The 19,540-nt window shown below is 54.9% G+C and carries 22 protein-coding genes; 15 read left to right on the top strand and 7 right to left on the bottom strand.

The window, feature by feature from the left end; genetic code table 11:
* Positions 1-93 precede the first annotated feature (93 nt).
* The gene (locus IFU29_RS03500; protein ID WP_191932682.1) at positions 94-1,503 is read left to right on the top strand and encodes a DNA cytosine methyltransferase; all 1,410 of its coding nucleotides are present in this window, start codon (positions 94-96) and stop codon (positions 1,501-1,503) included.
* A gap of 72 nt (positions 1,504-1,575) precedes the next feature.
* Positions 1,576-2,046 carry a very short patch repair endonuclease gene (locus IFU29_RS03495; protein ID WP_191932681.1) on the top strand — a complete coding sequence of 157 codons (471 nt, stop codon included), beginning with the start codon at positions 1,576-1,578 and terminating at the stop codon, positions 2,044-2,046.
* 28 nt (positions 2,047-2,074) lie between these two features.
* Here the strand turns inward: IFU29_RS03495 and yedA are convergent, their stop codons facing one another.
* On the bottom strand, positions 2,075-2,992 hold the full coding sequence (gene yedA / locus IFU29_RS03490; protein ID WP_191932680.1) for a drug/metabolite exporter YedA: 918 nt from the start codon (positions 2,990-2,992) through the stop codon (positions 2,075-2,077).
* Positions 2,993-3,155: 163 nt separating this feature from the next.
* Between yedA and IFU29_RS03485 the strand changes: the two genes are divergently transcribed.
* The 4 genes from IFU29_RS03485 to IFU29_RS03475 all read left to right on the top strand — a co-directional run bounded on the left by IFU29_RS03485 (position 3,156) and on the right by IFU29_RS03475 (position 4,885).
* Positions 3,156-3,431, top strand: coding sequence for a hypothetical protein (locus IFU29_RS03485; RefSeq protein WP_191932679.1), 276 nt, complete (start codon positions 3,156-3,158; stop codon positions 3,429-3,431).
* Positions 3,432-3,442: 11 nt separating this feature from the next.
* Complete coding sequence (locus tag IFU29_RS03480; protein WP_191932678.1) at positions 3,443-4,354, top strand: DUF808 domain-containing protein; 912 nt, start codon at positions 3,443-3,445, stop codon at positions 4,352-4,354.
* Between the two features lie 37 nt (positions 4,355-4,391).
* Positions 4,392-4,523: a hypothetical protein gene (locus tag IFU29_RS22635; protein ID WP_255210125.1), complete on the top strand. Its 132-nt coding sequence runs from the start codon at positions 4,392-4,394 to the stop codon at positions 4,521-4,523.
* 182 nt (positions 4,524-4,705) lie between these two features.
* Entirely contained in the window at positions 4,706-4,885 is a 180-nt protein-coding gene (locus IFU29_RS03475) for a YodC family protein (RefSeq protein WP_191932677.1), read from the top strand.
* 56 nt (positions 4,886-4,941) lie between these two features.
* Here the strand turns inward: IFU29_RS03475 and IFU29_RS03470 are convergent, their stop codons facing one another.
* Positions 4,942-5,265 (bottom strand): DUF6388 family protein, encoded by a 324-nt coding sequence (locus tag IFU29_RS03470; RefSeq protein ID WP_191932676.1) that lies wholly within the window; start codon positions 5,263-5,265, stop codon positions 4,942-4,944.
* 157 nt (positions 5,266-5,422) lie between these two features.
* On the opposite strand from IFU29_RS03470, the gene yedD reads away from it, so the two are divergent.
* Entirely contained in the window at positions 5,423-5,908 is a 486-nt protein-coding gene (gene yedD, locus IFU29_RS03465; RefSeq protein ID WP_191932675.1) for a lipoprotein YedD, read from the top strand.
* Positions 5,909-5,946: 38 nt separating this feature from the next.
* Here the strand turns inward: yedD and amyA are convergent, their stop codons facing one another.
* From amyA to fliD, 4 genes are all read right to left on the bottom strand, one after another.
* Entirely contained in the window at positions 5,947-7,425 is a 1,479-nt protein-coding gene (gene amyA, locus IFU29_RS03460; protein ID WP_191932674.1) for an alpha-amylase, read from the bottom strand.
* A gap of 139 nt (positions 7,426-7,564) precedes the next feature.
* A complete protein-coding gene (gene fliT, locus IFU29_RS03455; RefSeq protein ID WP_191932673.1) occupies positions 7,565-7,930 on the bottom strand; it encodes a flagella biosynthesis regulatory protein FliT in 366 nt (121 codons plus the stop codon).
* 12 nt (positions 7,931-7,942) lie between these two features.
* Complete coding sequence (gene fliS, locus IFU29_RS03450; RefSeq protein ID WP_191932672.1) at positions 7,943-8,341, bottom strand: flagellar export chaperone FliS; 399 nt, start codon at positions 8,339-8,341, stop codon at positions 7,943-7,945.
* A gap of 9 nt (positions 8,342-8,350) precedes the next feature.
* Positions 8,351-9,751: a flagellar filament capping protein FliD gene (gene fliD, locus IFU29_RS03445; RefSeq protein ID WP_191932671.1), complete on the bottom strand. Its 1,401-nt coding sequence runs from the start codon at positions 9,749-9,751 to the stop codon at positions 8,351-8,353.
* Between the two features lie 279 nt (positions 9,752-10,030).
* Here fliD and IFU29_RS03440 point away from each other — a divergent pair, with 279 nt between their 5' ends.
* The 8 genes from IFU29_RS03440 to IFU29_RS03405 all read left to right on the top strand — a co-directional run bounded on the left by IFU29_RS03440 (position 10,031) and on the right by IFU29_RS03405 (position 18,776).
* A complete protein-coding gene (locus IFU29_RS03440) occupies positions 10,031-11,341 on the top strand; it encodes a FliC/FljB family flagellin (protein WP_191932670.1) in 1,311 nt (436 codons plus the stop codon).
* Positions 11,342-11,424: 83 nt separating this feature from the next.
* Positions 11,425-12,630, top strand: a complete 1,206-nt coding sequence (fliB, locus tag IFU29_RS03435; RefSeq protein WP_191932669.1) for a flagellin lysine-N-methylase — start codon at positions 11,425-11,427, stop codon at positions 12,628-12,630.
* 69 nt (positions 12,631-12,699) lie between these two features.
* A complete protein-coding gene (locus tag IFU29_RS03430; protein ID WP_191932668.1) occupies positions 12,700-13,668 on the top strand; it encodes an HNH endonuclease signature motif containing protein in 969 nt (322 codons plus the stop codon).
* A gap of 167 nt (positions 13,669-13,835) precedes the next feature.
* Entirely contained in the window at positions 13,836-14,558 is a 723-nt protein-coding gene (locus IFU29_RS03425; RefSeq protein ID WP_062742546.1) for an RNA polymerase sigma factor FliA, read from the top strand.
* Between the two features lie 43 nt (positions 14,559-14,601).
* The gene (fliZ, locus tag IFU29_RS03420) at positions 14,602-15,105 is read left to right on the top strand and encodes a flagella biosynthesis regulatory protein FliZ (protein WP_062742545.1); all 504 of its coding nucleotides are present in this window, start codon (positions 14,602-14,604) and stop codon (positions 15,103-15,105) included.
* A 122-nt stretch (positions 15,106-15,227) separates the two neighbouring features.
* On the top strand, positions 15,228-16,226 hold the full coding sequence (locus IFU29_RS03415) for a D-cysteine desulfhydrase (RefSeq protein WP_423244801.1): 999 nt from the start codon (positions 15,228-15,230) through the stop codon (positions 16,224-16,226).
* Between the two features lie 205 nt (positions 16,227-16,431).
* Positions 16,432-17,526, top strand: coding sequence for an acyltransferase family protein (locus tag IFU29_RS03410; protein ID WP_191932667.1), 1,095 nt, complete (start codon positions 16,432-16,434; stop codon positions 17,524-17,526).
* Between the two features lie 173 nt (positions 17,527-17,699).
* A complete protein-coding gene (locus IFU29_RS03405) occupies positions 17,700-18,776 on the top strand; it encodes an acyltransferase family protein (RefSeq protein ID WP_191932666.1) in 1,077 nt (358 codons plus the stop codon).
* On the opposite strand, the gene pcaD is transcribed toward IFU29_RS03405, so the two are convergent.
* Positions 18,773-19,540: a 3-oxoadipate enol-lactonase gene (gene pcaD / locus IFU29_RS03400; RefSeq protein WP_191932665.1), complete on the bottom strand. Its 768-nt coding sequence runs from the start codon at positions 19,538-19,540 to the stop codon at positions 18,773-18,775. The two genes, IFU29_RS03405 and pcaD, sit on opposite strands and share 4 nt — an antisense overlap.

Below are 19,540 nucleotides of genomic sequence, written 5' to 3'. Positions count from 1 at the left end.
CCCGTCTCCGCCGACGGCGTGGCTAATTTCCGCCTGGCGCTGGGTCAATGAAGTGATAAACTGACACCCGTTTATCCCTTTTATTGAGTGATTATGAGCGATTTTGACCGCGTGGCTGCCGGGCTGGCAGAGCAGGCACGAGTGCAGGCACAGCAAAAAGAAGAGCAGGATCGCCAGCTGTTGCTGCGCGTGCTGGAGATTTATGACCAGAAAACCGTGGCAGCCACTCTGCGTAAGGTCAGCCAGCAGGAATGGACCCGGGAGTCAGTTAACCGCTGGGTAAAAGGGAACAGCCGTAAAACCCTGAATGAGGCCGAGGTCAGCCTGCTGCGCAATATGCTGCCTGCGCCACCGGCACACCATCCCGACTACGCTTTTCGCTTTATTGACCTGTTTGCCGGCATTGGCGGGATCCGCAGCGGGTTTGACGCTATTGGCGGGCAGTGCGTGTTTACCAGCGAGTGGAACAAACACGCGGTGCGTACCTATAAAGCTAACTGGTACTGCGACCAGCAGCAGCACCGCTTTAACCAGGACATCCGCGATGTCACTCTGAGCGGCGATCCGCAGGTGGATGAAGAGCAGGCCTATCAGCACATTCGTGAGCAGATACCCCAGCACGACGTGCTGCTGGCGGGCTTTCCCTGCCAGCCGTTTTCGCTGGCTGGCGTCTCGAAGAAAAATGCGCTGGGGCGTAAGCATGGCTTCGAAGATGAAGCCCAGGGAACGCTGTTCTTTGATGTGGCGCGTATTATCACTGCCAGAAAGCCGGCGATCTTCGTGCTGGAAAACGTCAAAAACCTCAAGAGCCACGACAAGGGCAATACCTTCCGCATCATTATGTCGACCCTGGATGAACTGGGCTACGAGGTAGCCGATGCGGCCGTGACCGGTTCACCGGATCCGAAAATTGTCGACGGCAAACACTTCCTGCCCCAGCACCGCGAACGCATTGTGCTGGTCGGCTTCCGTCGCGATCTGGCGCTACCGGCCTTTACGCTCAGTGCCTTACCTTCCCTCTATCCGCAGCAGCGCACGCCGCTGAAAGCGCTGCTGGACCCGGTGGTGGACGAGAAATACATCCTGACGCCAACCCTGTGGAAGTATCTTTATCAGTATGCGAAAAAACACCAGGCCCGCGGCAACGGATTTGGCTACGGGCTGGTTGACCCGGCGGTGGAGCAGGGCGTGGTTCGCACGCTGTCGGCCCGCTATTACAAAGACGGTTCGGAGATCCTTATCGATCGCGGCTGGGATAAAGCCCTGGGAGAAGAAGATTTTGATCATGCTGATAATCAGCAGCGCCGGCCGCGCCGTCTGACGCCGCGCGAATGTGCCCGACTGATGGGGTTCGAGCAGCCGGGGGAGCAGTACTTCCACATTCCGGTCTCAGACACCCAGGCCTATCGTCAGTTCGGTAACTCGGTCGTGGTACCGGCCTTCGCTGCGGTGGCCCGACTGCTGCTGCCGTGGATCGAGCAGGCGGTTCAGCAGCGTCGGTGAAATGTGGCCCGCTGCTACGACGGCAGGGCCGCTTTTAGCTACACTTAAGGTCTTCTTTAAAGGGATATCAAGATGGCCGACGTTCACTCTTCAGACGTGCGTAGCAAGAACATGCGAGCCATTCGCACCCGCGATACGGCAATCGAAAAGCGGCTGGCAGAACTGCTGGCAGAACTCGACCTGCGTTACCGGGTGCAGGATAAGTCCCTGCCCGGCCGCCCTGACTTCGTGCTCAGTGACTATCAGGCGATCATCTTTGTGCACGGCTGTTTCTGGCACCGGCATCACTGCCATCTGTTTAAGATGCCCGCCACGCGCACGGCATTCTGGCAGGGGAAAATAGACAGCAACGTGGCGCGCGACAAGCGCTATATCGACGAGCTGACCGCCAGCGGCTGGCGGGTCATGCTGGTGTGGGAGTGCGCGCTGCGGGGTAAGACGCGTCTGGAAGAGGAAGCCCTGCGCACGCGGCTCGAGGAGTGGCTCTGCGCCGCGACGGGCAACGGCGAGATCGACGCCCGGGGAATTCGTTCCCTGCCTTAGGGGCGGACGTCCCGCCCCGGGCTGACGGCTATTTTTCCGCGCTGGGCCTGATAACCGGTTTGGCCGGGAACAGATATTTGCCCAGCGTCACCAGCACCACGGCCAGGATGATAATCCCCAGCGCCAGCCATTCGCGACCGGACAGGCTTTCCCCCGCAAAGGCGATACCCAGCAGCACGGCGACCACCGGATTGACGTAGGCATAGCTGGTCGCAATAGCCGGTGTGACGTTACGGATCAGGAACATATAGGCGTTAATGGCAATCACTGAACCAAACAGGCTGAGGTAACCGAGGGAAAAGAAACCCGCCAGCGACGGCTTCTGCACCAGGTGCTCGCCACTTAACTGACTGGCGATCAGCAGCACCCCGGCGGCAGCCAGCATCTCAATGGCCCCGGCCATCATGCCGTGCGGCAGGGCAATGCGGGAACCCCACACGGAGCCGAATGCCCAGGTCAGTGAACCGCCCAGAATCATCAGTGCGCCCCACGGATTACCCGCCAGGTGTCCGCCGCTGTTGAGCAGAATAATCCCCACCAGGCCGACGGCGATCCCCACCCATTCGATCCAGCGGGTGGCGATGCCGAACAGGCGGCTGAAGCACATGGCAAACAGCGGTACGGTGGCGACCATCACTGCCGCCAGCCCGGAAGGCACGTGCTGATGCTCGGCTACGGTGACCGCGCCATTGCCCATGGCCAACAGCAACACGCCGATAATGGCGGCATTACCGGCTTCACGCCACGAAGGCAGCTTATGTCCTTTAAGCAGCAGATAAGTCAGCAGCACGACACCTGCCAGCAGAAAGCGCAGTCCCGCCAGCATCATCGGTGGCCAGCTTTCGACACCAATGCGGATCACCAGATAGGTGGAACCCCAGATGAAATAAAGCGTAAACAGGGCAGCCAGGAGGGGCAGCAGGGCGGGGGCACGGCGTAACGTCATGTCAGGATTGTCCTTGTTATAGCAAGTTATAAAACTGTTATAGGGGGCTAATTCTGCCACTAATTATTACGGCCGGAAGGATTTTTTTTACAAAATTTGCACTCCCTGGCCATAATTGCTTAGATCAGTGCCCTCTATCAATACAGCCAGCCAGGGGTAAGCCATGGCCAGTGTCAAACTGACGGTAAGACGTTTGTACAAACTCAGCGGCGAACGCATGGTCAATACCCAGGCGACGGCGCGTATTTACGTGGGCGACTGCCTGATAGCGACAGAAGAAATTAGTGGGATGACGGAAAGCCCGGTGAGCAAATATCTGCACCATACCCAAACGCAGGGGCAGAGAGTGCGCGTTGAGTGGGACTGCGATGGCATCGCTGATATGGCGGTGGCTGAAATTGAGCGGTGCCCCTGTTGTCAACATGATGAAAATGAATAAGGAATCTGATTTTGGCCGGAAGCAGTTTACTGACCTTACTGGACGATATTGCCACCCTGCTGGACGACGTTGCAGTGATGGGCAAAGTGGCGGCAAAGAAAACCGCCGGGGTACTGGGGGACGATCTCTCGCTGAATGCCCAGCAGGTCAGCGGAGTGAAAGCGAACCGTGAGCTGCCGGTGGTGTGGAGCGTGGCAAAAGGGTCATTTCTTAATAAGCTGATCCTGGTGCCGCTGGCGCTGCTGATCAGCGCTTTTGCCCCCTGGGCGATCACCCCTTTACTGATGGTGGGCGGTGCTTATCTGTGCTTCGAAGGCGTGGAGAAGGTGCTGCACAGTCTGCATAAAGACAAAAGTCAGGAGACGCCGGAAGCCCGTGAGCAGCGCCTGCTGAAAGCCGCGCAGCAGGACCCGGCAGAATTTGAAAAGAAGAAGGTCAAAGGTGCGGTCCGCACTGACTTTATTCTCTCTGCTGAGATCGTGGCGATTACACTCGGTATTGTGTCAGAAGCGCCATTGCTCAACCAGGTGATCATCCTCGCCGGCGTGGCGATTCTGGTCACCGTCGGCGTGTACGGCATTGTGGCGGGGATTGTCAAAATTGACGACCTGGGGATGTGGCTGCAGAAGAAAACATCGGCGGCCGCGAAAGCCATCGGTGGCGTACTGCTGGTCGCCGCCCCCTGGTTGATGAAGATCCTGACGGTGGTCGGTACGCTGGCGATGTTCCTGGTCGGTGGCGGCATTATCGTGCACGGCCTGCCGTGGCTGCACCATCATATCGAAGCCTTCAGCGCAGGCATGCACGGTCTGCTGGCGATGCTGGTCAGCAACCTGGCCAACCTGATCATTGGCTTAATTGTGGGGTCGATTGTGCTGTGTTCGGTAAATTTGATTGCCAGAATGCGCCAGAAATCAGTATAAAGACGGGCTTAACCGAGTAAACAGGCAGGAGTGAAAGATGAACGACGATATGTTTGAATTCGATATTGATGCGCAGCTTGAGCAGGCAGAAGCCAACGCGCAAAAGAAAGCGGCCGAAGTGCCGGCGGATTTAGGGGATGAAGCTGACTGCGAAGGTTGCAAAATCTAAGCGTAAATTGCGACAGGTTTCACATAAAAAGCGTGTAGTAAAACTACACGCTTTTTTTATATTCAGCGTTTTTAACTGCTTATTTTGATTTAACATATATTTTACCTGTCGTTAACAGCACGGATTATATTCAGATGCTATAACTGATTGACGATTGATAACCGAAAAGGGAGGTGCTTTATATGAGCTTTATGATCAGTGATGAAGTGCAACATAAGGAAGGTGGCCCCGCTATGATTGTAACCGGGGTGGCCAGTGGCATGGTGGAGTGTCGCTGGTATGATGGTTTTAGCGTGCGGCGGGAGGCGTTCCGGGAAGAGGAGCTGTTTTCACTGTCATCCGCTACCCGTCTGGCCGGGTAATCCGGTCTGTCTTTTTCGGCAGGGCAGAGCGAAATCAGGCGCTGCCCTGCGTGTGATTACAATTCGTTTTTAATACAGAACGCTTCCCACGTCATGCCCAGTGCCTCTGCCTGCGAACGCAGGTAGGTTTCAATCGCTTCCACCATCACCGCTTTATCCGGCTCGGCCAGCTGAATGGCAAACAGCATCCCATCGAGTTTTTTCTCACGCACGTAGGCCGCATAGGCCCGGTCTTTCTGCATGGACTGTAGCTGTTCAACGCTCATACCCATCGTGGCCGCCTGTTCTGCGGTCAGGTTTTCTATACCGGCTTTCAGCGTCGGGTGTGCCTCAAGAAACAGATCTTTGGCAATGGCGTAATATTCTTCAACGGTTTTCATAGCAATGTGCCCGGGTAAGTGCGTAGAAATATGCAGGCGATAGTGTACACGGCGGGGCAGAGTGGGGAAAGTCAGCGCAACAGCATGCGTCGGGCTTGCGGCGGGGCAGGTAAAAATTATAACGTAGCGCGTGAATGATAAAATCAGGATGAGAAAAATGAAAAAGTGGATGTTTGCAGCCGCCGCAGCGCTGACCCTCAGTGGCTGTGCGCAGTTAGCTGATTACGCCAGCGCGGTGAAAACCCCGCCACCGGCGACGCTGGTGGGTAACTGGCAAACCTTTGGCCCGCAGAGCGGCCTGGTGAGCGATCAGGCGCAAGCCAGCCTGATTATTACCGCGGAGGGCGATACTCTCGACTGCCGTCAGTGGCAGCGGGTGATTGCCAAACCGGGCAAAGTGACCTTTTTTAACGGGGAGTGGGTGAACGTCAACCAGCAGCTGCGGGTCATGCCGCTGGCGCTGGAAGGGACGGAGCTGCACTACGACAAGCTGGTGATGCAGAAAGTCGCCCAGCCTACCGCTGAATGCCAGAAAGCGCTGGCTAACCGGGCGAAAGCGCAGGCGACTGCCCCGCAGCCGACGGCAGGGGCCGCCACCGCGCAGCCTGTGGCAAACGGCACCACGCCGCCAGCCCAACCCTGATCGGGCCTGTCGTGGCCGTCCTGGCCACGACAGGGAGGTCAGCTCACGACCCAGACGCTGACGCTGCCAGCCGCACAGCGGAACACGGCATTGCCCTGATCGTCACTGTCGACTGGCTCACCCACCTGCTCCAGCAGATCGTGCCAGCGTTTTCCGGCGTAATTTTCCCCGAGATCCAGCGTTTTTTCTCCCGCCTCGCCGTTTGACATGATCACTACGCAGCCCGGCAGTTCCTGGGTGCCACTGCGGGCGAAGGCAATGCAGTTGGGATGGTCAAACCATTCGCGCTGTTCACCGTGGGCGTACTGCTGGCGTGCGCGTATCAGGGTTTCCAGCCCGGGAATAACCGGCATCTCAATCTGATGCTGCTGCCCGTCGCCGCCTTCATCCTCATAGCGGGCACCAAACAGGTCAGGGTAGAACAGCGCGGGCACGCCGTTCTCACGCAGCAGGATCAGCGCATAGGCCAGCGGTTTAAACCAGGACTCAACGGGGGCTTCCAGCGCCTGCAGCGGCTGTGTATCGTGATTGGCGACGATGGTCACCGCATGCCACGGGTCAGTGGCGACCAGCGTATCGTTGAAGATCTGACTCAGATCATAGTCGGCACCCTGCTTAGAGGCGGTATGAAAATTCATCTGCAGCGGGGCATCAAACAGCATGGTTTTGCCCTCCACCTGATGAATATACTGCTGCAGCTTGTCCACCTCGTGTGACCAGTACTCTGCCACGATAAACAGCGGCTGCTCCGCCACCTCCTGAACGTGTTCAATCCACTCTTTGTAAAACCAGGCGGGGATATGCTTCACCGCATCCAGGCGGAAGCCGCTGCAGTGCACTTCGTCCATGACCCAGCGCGCCCAGTACTTCAGCTCTTCGGTGACCGCACGGTTGCGGAAGTCGATATTGGCTCCCATCAGGTAGTCAAAATTGCCCAGCTCGTTATCGACCTGATCGTTCCAGCCTTCGCCGGTATAGTCGTTAACGATTTTGAACACGCCGTTCTCATTGGGGTTTTCGATGTGGTCGACGCCGCTGAAGCACTTATAATCCCAGACGAATTTTGAATACTGTCCGGCACGAACCGGGAAGGTAAAGCGCGTCCAGGCTTCGGCCTGGATCACTTCCGGGTCTATCTCATCCCGGTTATCCGGATTAACGCGGTTAATCTGCACCTGCTCTTTCTCATCGGCCCCCATCTTGTGGTTAAGAACCACGTCAAGGATCACGCCGAGCCCGTGAGATTTCAGCGTATCGACGGCGGTCAGCAGCTGCTCTTTGTCGCCGTACTTGGTGGCGCGGGAGCCTTTCTGCCCGAACTCCCCCAGGTCAAACAGGTCGTAGCTGTCATAGCCCACCGAATAACCGCCGGATTCCCCTTTATACACTGGGGGCAGCCAGACGTCGGTAATACCAATCTCAGCCAGCCAGGGGGCACGTTCTGCCGCTTCCGGCCAGAGTTTGCCGCCTGTAGGGTAATACCAGTGAAAAAACTGTAGCAGGGTGGGATTGCGCATGTAGGTGATCCATTTTCGCCAGACGGGAAAATGAAGTATGAGCGAGACGGGGAGAAAAGGGCGGGCCAGCGTGGAAATATTTATTTCACGCTGGCCCACTGGAGAAAACAAGCAGGGGCGGGCGGGTTAAAAATCAGGTTTATCCGTTGGCCCCGGTGGGAAACAGCACCACGCCGGCACTTCTGGTGTAGGCATTATTGACCGACTTCTGACGTCCTGCCTGCTGGATCAGACCCGAGATTTCATCCTGACGCAGCTTGAGCAGCTTTTTCAGTTCTGACTCGTTATCAAGAATATGACGCAGCACGGGACGCAGCTGTTCCTGCGTGTGTGCAGGCACCGGCTGGTGCTGGGTTGTTTTCGCCAGTTTTTCCACGGCGCTGAGGTAGTTCACTTCCATATCAATCAGTTCGTCCCACTGTCCTTCTCCAGCCAGACGCAGCATGGACTGACTGTGAGTCAAAATTTCCTGATAAATCGCGAGCAGATGTGGGGCAATGTTCATGTCTACAGAGTCCTAAACCAGAGCGGTTGTGCCAGATACCTCTTTCCAGGCATCGGCGATATTGCGCAACAGCGCTTCGACTTCTTCAATGGCGTGTACATCATTATCGATGTTAGCCCGCAGCAGGCGATTGACCATATAGCGGTACAATCCCAGCAGATTCTGCGTTAACTCGTCTTCACTGGCCTCATCCAGACCCAGCTTCAACCCGTTATCGATAATATTGATCGCTTTAGAGAGAGATGCCCCTTTCATGACCGTATTACCGTCCTGCAAAAAAAGACGGGCGCGAACCAGGGCACTGAGTGCCCCATCGAACAGCAGAGTGATTAGCTGGTCATTGCTGGCACTCATCACTGCGCTTTCCACACCCACTTTTGCATAGGCTTTAGTACCGCTTGCGCTATACATGATGGTTCCTTACTTGTTGGTGCTGTTAGTGGTAGTGAACTGCTGATTCAGATAATTGCTGGTATTGTTCAGTTTGCTGATCATCACATCCAGCGCGGTGAACTGGGCTTTCAGTCGTGTGATGGTGGCATCGATATTATCGCTGACCTTGTTGTACTGCACGGTCAGGTTGTTCAGTGTTTTACTGACGCCATTCGTGGCTGCCTGAATGATGCCGGAGCTGGATAACCAGCTGGTCAGATTAGTGGCAATTTTAGTGGAGATGCCGGTGGTTTTGCCGTCACCAATAATCATCGCCTTGATGCCATCCGGATCTTTTGCCAGCGCAGCATCCAGCTTGGTCTGATCGGTGATCAGCTTGCCGCTGGTGGGGTCAGTAGTGATGCCAATCTGCGACAGGCTTTTAAACGTCGAGGTGCTGGCGGTATTGGTCAGCAGGTTTTTCATCTGCGATTGAATAGAACGCAGTGTACTGTCACCGAGCAGAGCGCCGTTGCTGCTGTCTTGTGTCGCACCGGTATCAACAGCCGTGTATTTTGTCAGGGTATTCAGGCTGTCCTGCAGGGCGTTATACGCGGTGGCCCAGTCGGCAATGGTCTTTGATGCCCCGGAGGTATCTTTGGTCAGGGTCAGCGTCTGGGTGCCGGTGGTTTCTGCCGACAGATTCAGCGTAATCCCTTCCAGCGCATCGCTGATGGTATTGCTGCTGTTTTCGATATCAACATTGTTCACTTTCAGCAGGGCGTTTTGAGCAGCCACGCTCTGCGTCACATTACCGCCTGCGGTGCCATCATAGGCCAGCAACCCCTGAATAGCACTGTCGCCAGTAACACTGATGGTAGCCGCGTTATCTTCACCGGTTTTATCCGAGGTCAGTGACAGGCGGTAGCTGCCATCGCCGGTTTTGATAATACTGGCAGTCATACCAGTATCAGCTTTATTGATCGCGTCACGAATACCCGTTAGCGAAGAGTCTGCGGCACTGACATTCACTTCAACAGCCTTGTCGCTGCCGGAAAGTTTAATGGAAATCTTACTGTCAGCGCTGGCCAGTGCGGTGGTATTACTGGTTTGTACGCCGGTGGTCAGCGTTTGCGCGGTCGCCAGCTGTGTGACCGCGATAGTGTATTTACCCGCTACTGCACCGGTGCTGGTGGTCGCGCTAAAGGCCGTCGAACTGCTAACGGTCTTGGTAGAACTAAACAGGTCGGCTTTGTTCAGTTTGTCATTTGCCGTCTGAAAAGTAGTGAGTGCGCTCTTCATTGAGCTATAAGCACTCAGCTTGGCAGTATAGGCGGTCTGCTGTGCCGAGATAGGGGTCAACGCAGCCTTTTCTGCTTTCTGCATACTGTCTAGGATGTCAGCTAACTGGAGGCCGGAGCCGATACCTAAGGTAGATACACTTGCCATGATGTTTCCTTTATTTAATCAGGACGGAGTATGAATACCGAGGTTATCGGCTATTGATGCACAAAGTTTACGATTATTTCTTCAGCGGCAATAAAGCGAATAGCGGCAATAAGGAGGCGTATTTCATCGGGTAGGGTAAAACGAAAAAAAAACGCGGTGAGGCTAAAAAAATTCTAAAGGTTACTGAGGGGCAGACGATAACAACTTTGACGGCGATGAAGCCGGGGGGCAAACAAGCCCAACCACTTAACCCGAAATGATTTAACAGGAATCTTAATCATGGCACAAGTAATCAATACCAACAGCCTCTCGCTGATCACTCAGAACAACATCAACAAAAACCAGTCTGCTCTGTCTACTTCTATTGAGCGCCTGTCTTCTGGCCTGCGTATCAACAGCGCTAAAGACGATGCAGCGGGCCAGGCAATTGCCAACCGCTTCACCTCTAACATCAAGGGCCTGACTCAGGCTGCCCGTAACGCTAACGACGGTATCTCTGCTGCGCAGACCACTGAAGGCGCACTGTCAGAAATCAACAACAACTTACAGCGTGTTCGTGAACTGACTGTACAGGCAACCACCGGTACTAACTCTACTTCTGACCTGTCTTCAATCCAGGACGAAATCAAATCCCGCCTGTCTGAAATCGACCGCGTATCTGGTCAGACTCAGTTCAACGGCGTGAACGTTCTGGCTAAAGATGGCAAAATGTCCATCCAGGTTGGCGCAAACGACGGTCAGAAAATTGACATCGACCTGCAGAAAATCGACTCTTCTACTCTGGGTCTGGGCGGTTTCTCTGTATCTGGTAACGCTCTGAAAGTTGGCGATTCCATCACTCAGATCACTGGCGCTGCTGCAACTGCACCAGTTAAAGTTGACCTGTCAGCTGCTGCAACTTCCCTGACTACTGCTACCGGTAAAACTGTTGACGCGGCAAGCCTGACCCTGCACAACACCCTGTCTTCAACTGGCGCAGCGACTGCTCAGTTCGTTGTACAGAGCGGCAGCGATTTCTACTCTGCTTCTATCGACCATACTTCTGGTGCAGTAACTCTGAACAAAGCTGACGTTGAGTACACTGATACCGACAACGGCCTGACCGCTGCAGCGACTCAGGCTGACCAGCTGATCAAAGTAGGTACTGACTCTACAGGCGCAGCGAAAGGCTTCGTGACCTTCCAGGGCAAAAACTACGCAACAACCGTGACTACTGCACTGGACGATGACAGCACTAAAGCGGGTACTGACAACAAGGTTACCGTTGAACTGTCAACTGCCACCCCAACTGCTCAGTTCGCTGGTGCCGCTTCTTCTAACCCACTGGCAATGCTGGACAAAGCAATTGCACAGGTTGATACCTTCCGTTCAAGCCTGGGTGCGGTACAGAACCGTCTGAACTCAGCGGTAACTAACCTGAACAACACCACCACCAACCTGTCTGCCGCTCAGTCCCGTATTCAGGATGCTGACTACGCGGTTGAAGTGTCTAACATGTCTAAAGCACAGATCGTACAGCAGGCGGGTAACTCAGTGTTGGCGAAAGCTAACCAGGTTCCACAGCAGGTTCTGTCTCTGCTGCAGGGCTAATCGATTTATCGATAACCAGTTGAAAGGCGACCTTGGGTCGCCTTTTTATTGAGGCATTAACTCGATTTTAAGCGGAACTGATTATGAAAGAGATTACAGTTGTTGAACCAGTTTTTGTCACTGACTTCAAGTGCGTCGGTAGTGAATGCCGCGATCACTGTTGCAAAGGATGGGATGTCACACTGGATAAAACTACGGTCAATCGCTATCTGAAAAGTGCTCAGATTGAAATCAGAAATATTGCTTCTGAAAATATTGTCACGCTGAAGAAAAGCTTCCAAAAATGGGGCGTAATGAAGCTCACCTCAAAACGTAACTGTGCGTTTATGGATGAGGATAAACTGTGCAAGGTCCACAAACAGATGGGGCCTGCGGCGCTGAGTCCAACGTGCGCGACCTATCCGCGTATTCAGAAAATGTACAAGTTTGAGGTCAATAAATCCCTGACACTCTCCTGCCCGGAAGCGACGAAACAACTATTAGGCCGCCCGGATGCGATGTTGTTAAATCAGTCGGCACAGATTCAGGCAGATGCGAATAAAAACGCTGACATTGATAACGAGAAAAAATTAGTCAATCTGATGTGTGCCAATATGATCAAAACCGCAGGTTGCGATGCAGGCAGTGCTTTGTATGGTATTGCGATGTTATTGCTTAATCTTGACCAGATGAACAAAGAGCAGGGTTTCAATTCAGAAAAGCTGGAAAACGACTATTTCAACATTATCAATGCTATTGAGAATGGTTCTGTCGCTCAGAGTATTGCCGGGCTTAATAATAATCATGAATTACAATGGTCCTTGCTGTTGAGGATGCAAACCTTTTTCTCCTCTAAGACTGAAACCCGTTCTTCGGGTATGTTGCAGCACTACCTTCTCAAACTGATTCATGTCCAGATTAACGACCTCAAAGAAAATGACGTTAGTACATCCATGATGCGCCTTGATACCGTGTGGAATGAAAAAGTCATGCCCTGGATGGCAGAGCATCCACATGTGATTAGTAACTATCTGCAATACCGTATTTACAGTGACGCGTTCCCTGGTTATGAGGGGCGTACATCATTAGCCAGCCTTTATTTACTCACGGCTGAGTGGTTTATGATTCGTTCGCTGATTGCTGCCTGCGTTGAACTGGTAGGGGTTATCGATGAAGATGATATTGTGAATATTATTTATAGCTTCCATGCGGTGACAAAACATAATTCATCCTCAATAACTGCTTTCTTTGAGGAGATTGACAAGGTCAAAGTGAACGACGATCTGTCTTTGATTTACCTTTTAAAATAACTTTCTCACTTAAATCCTTCTACTGGCATTAAATCCCGCTCTCGCGGGGTTTTTTCTCTGGAGTGTGCTATGCGCTTCAACTATGACTTGTTACCTGGGGAACTGCTGCCGTTTGAGGAGATCAATGACCGCTACAGCAGAAAGTATCCCGACGATAAATCGCTGACGACCCGGGGCTTGTTGAGTCCGTCGACCTCCAGCAAAAACTGGACGATACGCGCGATTTTTGCCAGCAAGGACAGCCATATTCCGCTGGAAGACCTGCTGTTTATTACTAACGACAACGAACGTAAAAATTACCTGCAGCGCTTCGAGCACTATTTGCAGCGTCAGGAGAGTTTTCTCTATTTTCGTCGCCCGCTGGAGCCCACGCCGTGGAATACCTGGAAGGTGATGGGCGAGAGCAAGGTCCTTGCCATGCTCGATCCGGCCTCAATCATGGCGCAGAGCCTGCTGCAACAGCGCGGATTCACCCTGACGATGCTGCGCAACGACGATGATGATGAATACTGGCAGCTGTATGACCGGCAGTCGCAGCCGTGCTTTGAGTACTCACGCCAGCTGCAGTTTATTGTGGTGCTGACCTCACCGCTGCTGCCACCACCGGCCGGGGTGATCCCCGGGACCCAGGTGGGGCGTCGGGTCAAGGCCCGGCTGTGGCACCGCGCCAGTCATCATGAGTTCAGCCATTCGGTCCGTGAGCGCTATGGTGCCTGTGTGATCACCGGCACGCTGCTGACCGACGAGCATGCGTCGCCGTGGGTCGAGGCCTGCCACATCGATGTGCGGGAGAATGAACAGGGCTTCCTGCTGGACAACAGTGCGGATAACGGTCTGTTTCTGCGCAGTGACCTGCAGCGTCTGTTTACCAGCCGTCGTATGACTATCGACCCGCTGCACGGCACGGTGCATTTTCGCCGCACGCTGCTGGAAGATCAGACGCTGATACCGTTTTATCAGGATCTGGAAGGCAAAGTCTGTGCCCTGTGGCAGCAGGTGCCGGAAAACACCCGACAGCGGCTGTTGCGTAAAAACTGAACGCGTAAAAGCTGAACGATCCCCACGCCTGAAAATCGGCTGCCGGGGATCGTTCAACCCCACAAAAATGAAATAACCCGCCTTTATGACCGCTATTCCCCCAATCAACTTGCCCTACAGAAACAGATAATCGTGCCGATAACTTAATTACTGCAGGGTAGGTCAGAGTGAACGATCTATATACCGCCGATGGCGTGATGGACAAACATTCGCTGTGGCAGCGATACATACCGCTGGTTCGCCATGAAGCACTGCGTTTGCAGGTACGCCTGCCCGCCAGTGTCGAACTGGACGATCTGTTACAGGCAGGGGGAATCGGGCTGCTGAATGCCGTAGAGCGTTACGACGCACTGCAGGGCACAGCATTCACGACCTACGCCGTACAGCGCATTCGTGGTGCCATGCTTGATGAACTTCGAAGCCGTGACTGGGCACCACGCAGCGTGCGCCGCAATGCGCGCGAGGTGGCGGGGGCCATGCATCAGGTGGAACAGGCGCTGGGTCGCTCTGCCACCGAGCAGGAAGTGGCTTCGCAGTTAGATGTATCGCTGGAAGAGTACCGGCAGATCCTGCTGGATACCAACAACAGCCAGCTGTTCTCTTACGATGAATATCGTGAAGAGCACGGTGACAGCGCAGAGCTGGTGACGGACGGCCATGAAGAAGCCAATCCCCTGCATCAGCTTATGGAAGGGAGTCTGCGTGAGCGAGTCATTGAAGCCATTGAGGCCTTGCCCGATCGCGAAAAAATGGTGCTGACGCTCTATTACCAGGAAGAACTGAACTTAAAAGAGATTGGCGCAGTGCTGGAGGTGGGCGAGTCCCGTGTCAGCCAGCTGCACAGTCAGGCGATTAAACGCCTGCGCGCCCGGTTAACGGGAGCGCGCTGACCAGGTCAGTTTTGCACTCTCAACACCAACCGGGGAATCTCGAATGGGATCCAAAACGAAAATGAGGCCGTTGAGCCGTTATTTGAAAGACTACAAACACAGCCAGAGCAATTGCTCCCACTGCGGAAAAGTACTGGATCGCATGGCACTGGTTTTTCGTGGTCAGATCATTAACAAAGAGGCCATCGCCCGGATGGATCAGCTGATCGACGATCAGGTCTGGTTAAAATTACAGAATGAGCTGACGGCACTGTGCCGTTTTTGTAGCGACATTTATTGCAACACCCATCCGACTTACTTTGACATCATGGCGTTCAAACAGTACCTGTTTGAGCAGACCGAAATGAGCCACAGCACGATTCGCGAATATGTTGTTCGCCTGCGTCGACTTGACGATATGCTGTCAGCCAGGGGCTTTCCGGCAGAGCGCCTGAGCGGACCGAGCTGGCATGAGTGCCTTGAAAACGATCTGCCTGATGCGGGAAATAATAACTACCGCATAGCGCTGCGCAAGTACGATCAATTTCTCGGCTGGCAGCGCAATTAACTGGCGTTGGGACTGAACGCGGCAGCTGTAATGGCTGCGGCCCTCATCGTCAGGCTGTTTTAAAGCGTGAATGGGAAGGTGACCACCGGGTCATCTTCTGTAACACTGTAAGGATAACCTGAATGCCTGCTCTGGAGGCCGCGTTGTCCTTATACAATATTGCTAATTTTCCCCGCGTTGAACTGCTGGGTTCGCCCACCCCCTTAGAACACCTCCCGCGTCTGTCCGATTATCTCGGCCGCGATATCTTTATTAAACGTGACGATGTCACGCCCGTCGCCATGGGCGGCAATAAACTCAGAAAGCTGGAGTTCCTTGCGGCCGACGCACTGCGTGCCGGAGCCGATGTGCTGCTGACGGCGGGGGCTATTCAGTCAAACCACGTGCGGCAGACGGCGGCAGTGGCGGCGAAGTTGGGCCTTAAGTGCGTGGCGCTGCTGGAAAATCCTCTCGGCAGTCAGGCGCAAAACTACCTCACCAACGGTAACCGGCTGCTGCTGGAGCTGATGAATACGGAAGTCGTCATGGTTGATGCGCTGCATGCGCCGGATGAACAGCTGGAACAGCAGGCCACGCTGCTGGAAGCCCAGGGCTTCCGTCCTTACATCCTGCCGGTGGGGGGCTCCAATGCGCTGGGCGCGCTGGGCTACGTTGACTGCGCGCAGGAGATTGCCCACCAGTCTGAGGGCGTGGTCGATTTTGCCGCCGTGGTGGTGGCCTCTGGCAGTGCAGGCACACACGCCGGGCTGGCGGTAGGGCTGGAGCATCTGCTGCCGGATACCGAGCTGGTGGGCGTCACCGTCTCGCGCAGGGCGGCTGACCAGTTGCCAAAAGTCGAGAGCATCCGTCAGGCCGTGGCACAGTCGCTGGAGATGACCAGCCGCGCCCCGATCACCCTGTGGGATGACTACTTCGCCCCGCGCTATGGCGAGCCCAATGAAGAGGGGATGGAGGCGGTGAAGCTGCTGGCACGGCTGGAAGGGATTTTCCTCGATCCGGTCTATACCGGCAAAGCGATGGCGGGACTGATTGATGGCATCAGCCAGCAGCGTTTTCGCCGTGAAGGGCCGATTGTCTTTGTTCACACCGGCGGCGCGCCCGCATTGTTTGCTTACTGCTGACAGAACGCGCCCGGATAACAGGGCGCTTTTTTTAATAAGGATAATCTTAAATAAATACACTACCTGATTGTAATCAGACGGGATTACTGAAGAGGTTTTATACAAAGGGAAATATTAAGAAATCTTTCAGACGATCCTCATAGTGATCCGCCGGGGTAAAGGCGATACTCCCGGGATAATATGATGAAATCAGGTTTGCATTTTTATGTCTGTCACTGGCAAGCAAGAAGTCCTCTGGATTAATACCCTCAAGGGGGGCTGTATATTACTGGTGGTCCTGCACCACACCATTATCACCACGTTTATTCCCTCCCTGCCTTATCTGACGGCCGGAATGATACCGTCTGAAATGTGGGTGATCTTTAATAAATACCTTTCACCGCTGCGGATGCCGGCCTTCTTTTTCGTCTCCGGTTTACTGGCGGCCAGTGCCATCAGTAAAAAGAGCTGGAGTGAGGTATTTACTAAAAAATTCACCAATATTCTCTATCTGTATATCCTCTGGGGCGTGATCCAGTGGGCCAGTATTTATAATATTTCTGCCAATCTTATTGGACAAAAACTCTCGACCTCGGTGAATGCGGCTTATGCCAGTACGCCGCTGGAGTTTGTTAAGCTGCTGACGCTGTCAATGACCAGCCTGTGGTACCTGTACGCGCTGGCAGGCTATTTTATCGCCGCGAAACTGTTCCACCGTCAGAAGACGTTACTGCTGGTGGGGGCGATCCTCCTCAACTACGCCACCCAATTTCATCTGGTGCCAGGCTGGGGGCCAAACGGGGTGGTACAGAACTTTGTTTATTTCGTGCTGGGGGCCTTCTTCAGCCATACGCTGGTGGAGATCAGCCAGCTGTCGCGTCGCCATCTGACGCTGCTGGCCGCGATGGTGCTGATCGGGGTAGCGCACCACGCTGCGGGCATGATGAAAAACCCGTTCTACTGCATCGTGGCAATTGTGGCCGGTATTGTATTCTGCCGGGCGCTGAATAATCGTTTCAATATGGCCTGGCTGAACTGGATTGGTCGTAACACCCTGCAGATATACGTGCTGCACCGCATCTTTATTGAACTGCTGGGCCTGACCATGCTGACGCTGGCGGTGAAATACAGCCTGTTCGACAGTCAAGCCTTCTCGCTGACCTGGGCGCTGCTGCTGCCGGTAGTGGCGGTGGCGGTGACCACCTGTATATCCCTGGTCGCCTGGAATCTGTTAAACCGCGGTCCCGGTAAAGCGCTGTTTGTTTATCCGCGACTGCTGCGTAAGCGGCCGCCTGCGGAAAAAGCCGTCAGCAACGGCTGATGCAGACTCTGATGGCCGGTAATCTTTATCGGCCTTTTTTATGCCCGCCAGGCCCGGTAACGGAATACGGCGGGTTGGTATGTTAAGAAAACCAATAAATATAATAAACCGTGCATAACGGAGGCAGACTTTCTCTTTTTTCACCACCAGACCACCACAGCAGGAGTCCCGCTATGTCATCGACTCAGAAAAAAGATATCGCCTGGGTAAATACCCTGAAAGGCGGATGTATTTTACTTGTTGTCCTTTATCACGTCGTCCTTCCCGGTTACGCGGATATCATTCCCCATCTGACCGCCGGGCAGTTACCGGCCCGGCTCTGGCTGGCCTTTAATCATCATCTCTCACCGCTGCGCATGCCGGCATTCTTCTTTGTCTCTGGCCTGCTGGCGGCGAATGCGATCCGCAACCGGCCCTGGAAGCAGGTGTTCACCAGTCGCGTCACCAACCTGTTTTACCTCTATTTTCTCTGGGGGGCGATCCAGTGGCTGATGATTAACGGCGTGTCGCAGGGGATGATGGGGCAGCGCCTCTCCGGTAATCTCAATGCTGCCTGGGCGGACTCGCCGTGGCAGTTCATCAAGCTGATGCTGCTGGCGATGAGCGCCTCCTGGTATCTCTACGCTCTGGGTCTGTTTTTCCTCTTTGCCCGGCTGTTCCGCGATCGGAAGCGGCCACTTCTGCTGGTCGCCGTGGCCATGAATTACGCCGCGGTAGCGAATATCATCCCGGGCTGGGGGCCGGAGAGCCTGTCGCAGTACTTTATCTTCTTCCTGCTGGGATCGTTTTACAGTGAGATCCTGATCCGCTGGAGTGAATGGCGGCGTGAGAATCTGCTGCCGTGGGCGCTGTTGCTGCTGCTGACGGCCGGGCACAGCCTGCTGGGGCTGGAACAGAGTCTGTTCCTCTGCGTGGTGGCGATCCTCGGCTGTATTGCCGCCTGCCGCGGGCTGAACCAACAGTTTTCCCTGCGCTGGCTAAACTGGGTGGGTAAAAATACGCTGCAGATTTACGTGCTGCACCGTATTTTTATCGAGTTTTTTGGTCTGTCGGCGATCCTGTATGCCGTCGGCCATCAGCTCTTCGCCATCCCGGCGTTTTCTCTGCTGTGGGCGGTGGGTTTCCCACTGGTGATGACGGCGCTGTGCGTCGGCTGCTCCGTGGCGGTGTGGACCCTGCTCAACCGCGGCTGGGGTCAGTCCCTGTTTATCTACCCTAAGCTGCTGCGTATGAAGTTTGACGCCCGCTAGCCCCGGGCCCGGCGCAGCAGAAATTCACTGACGGCCTCGCTGAACGCCTGGGGACAGGCGATGCAGGAGAGGTGCGAGGCCGGTAACCTGGCCAGCGAGGCGGCGGCAATATGGCTGGTCAGCCAGCGGGCATCTTCGACGGTGGTAACCGGGTCCTCGTCTCCGGCGATGACCAGCAGCGGCACCGTCATCCGCCGTACTTCCGCGCGCAGGTCGGCCGCGGCCAGCACGTCGCAGCATGCGGCATAGCCTGCCGGGTCGGCGTGCGCCAGCTGCATGACCAGCCGGGTAACCTGAGGATGGGCCGCACGCACAAACGCCGGCGTGAACCAGCGCGATGAACAGGTGGCGGCGACCGTACTGAGACCGTCCCGGCGTATCTGCGCCGCGCGGTTTAACCAGTTTTGCTGCGTGCCGATGCGTGCGGCGGTGTTAGCTACCACCATGCGCTGAAAACGCTGCGGATAAAACCGGCTTAACCACAGGCCAGTCAGCCCGCCGAGCGATACACCACAAAATAGCGCCTGCTCCACCTGCAGCTTATCCAGCAGATCGATCACATCCAGACCGAGACGTTCGAGGGTCAGCGCAGACGCGGGCAGGGGGGTGGCACCGTGCCCGCGCGCGTTATAGCGCAGCACACGGAAGTGGCGGGTCAGCTCTGCCATCAGCGGCTGCCACAGGTCAAGGGTGGTACCTAACGGATTGGATAACACCAGCAGCGGTGCTTCCACCGGGCCATCCAGCCGGTGATCGATGTTCAT

The organism is Erwinia persicina, assembly GCF_014838825.1.
Lineage (GTDB): Bacteria > Pseudomonadota > Gammaproteobacteria > Enterobacterales > Enterobacteriaceae > Erwinia > Erwinia persicina_A.
The sequence above is the reverse complement of the archived record's forward strand: the minus strand, read 5'-3'. Positions and strand labels throughout refer to the sequence as shown.

Bases quoted from the DNA above. Each gene is read 5' to 3' on its own strand.
- IFU29_RS03500 (WP_191932682.1), top strand. From the start codon at position 94: ATGAGCGATTTTGACCGCGTGGCTGCCGGGCTGGCAGAGCAGGCACGA.
- IFU29_RS03495 (WP_191932681.1), top strand. From the start codon at position 1,576: ATGGCCGACGTTCACTCTTCAGACGTGCGTAGCAAGAACATGCGAGCC.
- yedA (WP_191932680.1), bottom strand. From the start codon at position 2,992: ATGACGTTACGCCGTGCCCCCGCCCTGCTGCCCCTCCTGGCTGCCCTG.
- IFU29_RS03485 (WP_191932679.1), top strand. From the start codon at position 3,156: ATGGCCAGTGTCAAACTGACGGTAAGACGTTTGTACAAACTCAGCGGC.
- IFU29_RS22635 (WP_255210125.1), top strand. From the start codon at position 4,392: ATGAACGACGATATGTTTGAATTCGATATTGATGCGCAGCTTGAGCAG.
- IFU29_RS03475 (WP_191932677.1), top strand. From the start codon at position 4,706: ATGAGCTTTATGATCAGTGATGAAGTGCAACATAAGGAAGGTGGCCCC.
- IFU29_RS03470 (WP_191932676.1), bottom strand. From the start codon at position 5,265: ATGAAAACCGTTGAAGAATATTACGCCATTGCCAAAGATCTGTTTCTT.
- yedD (WP_191932675.1), top strand. From the start codon at position 5,423: ATGAAAAAGTGGATGTTTGCAGCCGCCGCAGCGCTGACCCTCAGTGGC.
- amyA (WP_191932674.1), bottom strand. From the start codon at position 7,425: ATGCGCAATCCCACCCTGCTACAGTTTTTTCACTGGTATTACCCTACA.
- fliT (WP_191932673.1), bottom strand. From the start codon at position 7,930: ATGAACATTGCCCCACATCTGCTCGCGATTTATCAGGAAATTTTGACT.
- fliS (WP_191932672.1), bottom strand. From the start codon at position 8,341: ATGTATAGCGCAAGCGGTACTAAAGCCTATGCAAAAGTGGGTGTGGAA.
- fliD (WP_191932671.1), bottom strand. From the start codon at position 9,751: ATGGCAAGTGTATCTACCTTAGGTATCGGCTCCGGCCTCCAGTTAGCT.
- IFU29_RS03440 (WP_191932670.1), top strand. From the start codon at position 10,031: ATGGCACAAGTAATCAATACCAACAGCCTCTCGCTGATCACTCAGAAC.
- fliB (WP_191932669.1), top strand. From the start codon at position 11,425: ATGAAAGAGATTACAGTTGTTGAACCAGTTTTTGTCACTGACTTCAAG.
- IFU29_RS03430 (WP_191932668.1), top strand. From the start codon at position 12,700: ATGCGCTTCAACTATGACTTGTTACCTGGGGAACTGCTGCCGTTTGAG.
- fliZ (WP_062742545.1), top strand. From the start codon at position 14,602: ATGGGATCCAAAACGAAAATGAGGCCGTTGAGCCGTTATTTGAAAGAC.
- IFU29_RS03415 (WP_423244801.1), top strand. From the start codon at position 15,228: ATGCCTGCTCTGGAGGCCGCGTTGTCCTTATACAATATTGCTAATTTT.
- IFU29_RS03410 (WP_191932667.1), top strand. From the start codon at position 16,432: ATGTCTGTCACTGGCAAGCAAGAAGTCCTCTGGATTAATACCCTCAAG.
- IFU29_RS03405 (WP_191932666.1), top strand. From the start codon at position 17,700: ATGTCATCGACTCAGAAAAAAGATATCGCCTGGGTAAATACCCTGAAA.
- pcaD (WP_191932665.1), bottom strand. From the start codon at position 19,540: ATGAACATCGATCACCGGCTGGATGGCCCGGTGGAAGCACCGCTGCTG.